The 2,995-nt window shown below is 39.2% G+C and carries 1 protein-coding gene; it reads right to left on the bottom strand.

The annotated features are described in order from the left end of the window. Positions 1-509 precede the first annotated feature (509 nt). Positions 510-2,711: a beta-galactosidase gene (locus KO502_RS00530; RefSeq protein WP_216020605.1), complete on the bottom strand. Its 2,202-nt coding sequence runs from the start codon at positions 2,709-2,711 to the stop codon at positions 510-512. Between the last annotated feature and the right edge of the window lie 284 nt (positions 2,712-2,995).

Here is a 2,995-nt window from a genome sequence, read left to right as displayed (position 1 = left end):
CATAGCTCTGAGTTGGGAAGAAATTTAATCAAATTGGTATTACATCAAAACCGAGTTTTGTCTCGGTTTTTTTATGCCCATAGCTAATTTTCTTGGCTCTAACTAGGTTGATTTAAATTGATTGAAAAATTCACGTCAAAAGTCGTGAGAACACGATAAAAAACATCACAAAAATATCTCTGTTGTGACTTGTTGACGAGTAATAAACGTATCAATAATAATCATATTATCGTATGTTTTATCACTTTTATTAACGGCTTGTGTTGAAATGATGACGGCAGGAACGCTTAATCAATTAACAGGCTAACCGCTGTATACTGCTATCCTGATACTGTTCAAACTAACGCTGATATCGCCTTTTCACCCCAAGAAACAGACATAAAAAAGCCTTAGTGATTGAGGCATTTGGTTCATTCTAATTTATCTCTTTTTATCTTTAAGAGGCGAATTTTTTATTACTATTTATCAGGCACAGAGTTTAATGACTCTGTGCCTGATAAAGTTGTTAATTAATTTGAGCGGGTATGTGCATCTTCATCCACTTGTATAAAGTCTAATTTTACCGGTTTTTTAGGTTGTACTATTTCACCGTTTTTAGCTGCCGAACTGCGGAATTTATACATACGGCCTCCAACTTCCCTAATGCTATCTACTAGTTCAGAGAAAGGTTTATCAGCAAGATCTACAATACCCACATTGTAGTTTTCTCCATCACCACGGCCTGTAGGAGGTTGTTCCGCGTACTGAAACCAATGTGTTCCTATGATATAAGGATTGAGCAGTGCGCTGTTTACATAATCAGTATAAAGCGCTGCGCGGTGAGATTGACTTGATGCCTCAACTACGCCAAGGTGCAGGGCGCCACGATCTAACGAACCAAAATGGAATTCACCGATAAGTATCGGCTTATCAACACCTTCGGGTAAGCCAACATTGGTCACGTTATACTGGTATTTATTCATACTGATCACATCGGTATATTCAGCAGCGGTATGGATAACAGTATCACTGTTTGCCCAAGCTAAACGACAACCAAGATACAGAGCCTTAGGTGCGACTTTTTTCAGTTCGTTTCTTACCGTTGAGAAATAGGTTTGTACAATTTTTTTGTAAAACAATTGTAGGTCATCCCAAGCTTTGAGTTGATCTGGGGTTTCAGTTGAGGTCAATAGTGCATTCCAAGATGCGTGTTGTGTGCCCCATACTTGGTTAAGTTTATTGATGGTTTTATATTTAGCGGTTAAATCCTTTAAAAACTCCTTTTTAGCGGGTTGATCAGCTGGACTGGCAAGCGTCGCTATGGCAAGTGAACCTTCAGCGCCCCAAGATAATTCGTTTTCAATAAAAAATCCTAATAACCAAGGATCATCAACCGTATGCTGACGGTTAGAAAGAGATTTTTTTAATTGGCTGCGAAAACTAGGATCAAACACATCGTGGAATTTACCCCAATATCCGTTCGAAGCTTCAATTTTTTTGGTATTCCTAACCCATACCGTTTCTGTGTAAGGTGTCTTACCTTGCATAGTAAGCGCTTTATCTGATGCCACGCCTAGACTATTCATGCCCCAGTTACGTATTCTCGCATGGGTGACACGTTCAAATTCTTGCTTCCAATTTTCACCGTACTTTTGATAAAGGTTCGATCCGGTAAAATTATAAGTTTCACGTTTGGCTAAGGTTTTATAGTAACCGTGTGATGCTCGTCCTGCACTTGAGTAAAAAACGCCATAAGCTGAATCTTTTTCTGGTAACCACTCAAAATAGCTTTCTCTATCAGTGATGCCAGTAGTAGCGGTTGCGGCATTTACTACGCCCACACCATGTGACCAAAATAAACGTCCATCAGGATCAACAAACCACCAGACGTCATTGTATTTTTCTACTCTAAAATAACCTGTAGCTTTGAGCTGGGGGCCGTCTTTCCAACCACCGTATTGGTTAAAATTAGCAGGACTAGGATTGGCCGCTAGCTCGCGATCTTCTTCTATGGCTTGTTGACGAAGATCGTCTACCGAAAGGGTTTTACCTGGCCAATGAGCATGTTTATATTGACCAAAACGATCGATAAAGGGTAAAAAACCTTCTGGTTCGACCCAACGAACTGGGTTAGTGGCGCGAATATTGTCGATTAACAACTTGTGCTGGGCGTCTGGCGAATTAATAGTTACCTTCACTTGATTAATCGCGCTTAAATCTGATTTTGCCTGCCCTGGAGCAGCTCGCATTGCTAATAAATCTAAGGATTTAGTAAAACGCCATGGCGAGGTAATAATATCGTCGGACACTGTTTTTGTTTGTCCTGGCGCTAAATCAAAGCGGATTTCCATTTGCCAAGCTTCCATGCCATCTACGGGATCGCCAACTTTAAATATGATACGTGCAGTTTGCTCGCCGGTGTTAGTGATGTCCATTTTTACGTGATAATAAGGGTTTAAATCCCAACTGCCATTTGCTCGTTTTATCGTTACACCGGGAGCACCAGAACGCATGCCGGTCTCAAGAAATAATTGTTGCGACCCCGCTTGATTGACAAGACTCACCTTAGCATCAGTTGTTTGCGTTGATGCCAAGTCAAAATCCGATTCAAAATCAAACAATGTTAAGCTATCAGGCACCCCCATATTAGATACAGGCTTGGCAAAAACGTTGACCGATATCAGTAAAAATACAACGCTAAGTATTTGAATCAATTGTATATTAAATTTCATCGTAAAAACCTTTTTATATTCAGTAAATAAACATTTGGTTAATGTTAAATGTTAAATGTTAACATTTAATTATAATTTTATTCTAGTTTTTTGTTGGTAAGTACAAATTAACATGTAGCATCACAACGCGGAAAAATAGCCCCAAACTTGTCAATAATGAAGAAAATAATTTAACAGCTCTTATCATACGAGCAGCATGAGTTCTGCTCGGCGTTTAATACGGGGTTTCAGCTTTACATGTGCCCTAAATAATGAAATATATCTAATACCAAGTTGATTAAGTT

The organism is Colwellia sp. E2M01, assembly GCF_018860585.1.
In the GTDB taxonomy this organism is placed as follows: Bacteria; Pseudomonadota; Gammaproteobacteria; order Enterobacterales; family Alteromonadaceae; genus Colwellia.
The sequence above is the reverse complement of the archived record's forward strand: the minus strand, read 5'-3'. Positions and strand labels throughout refer to the sequence as shown.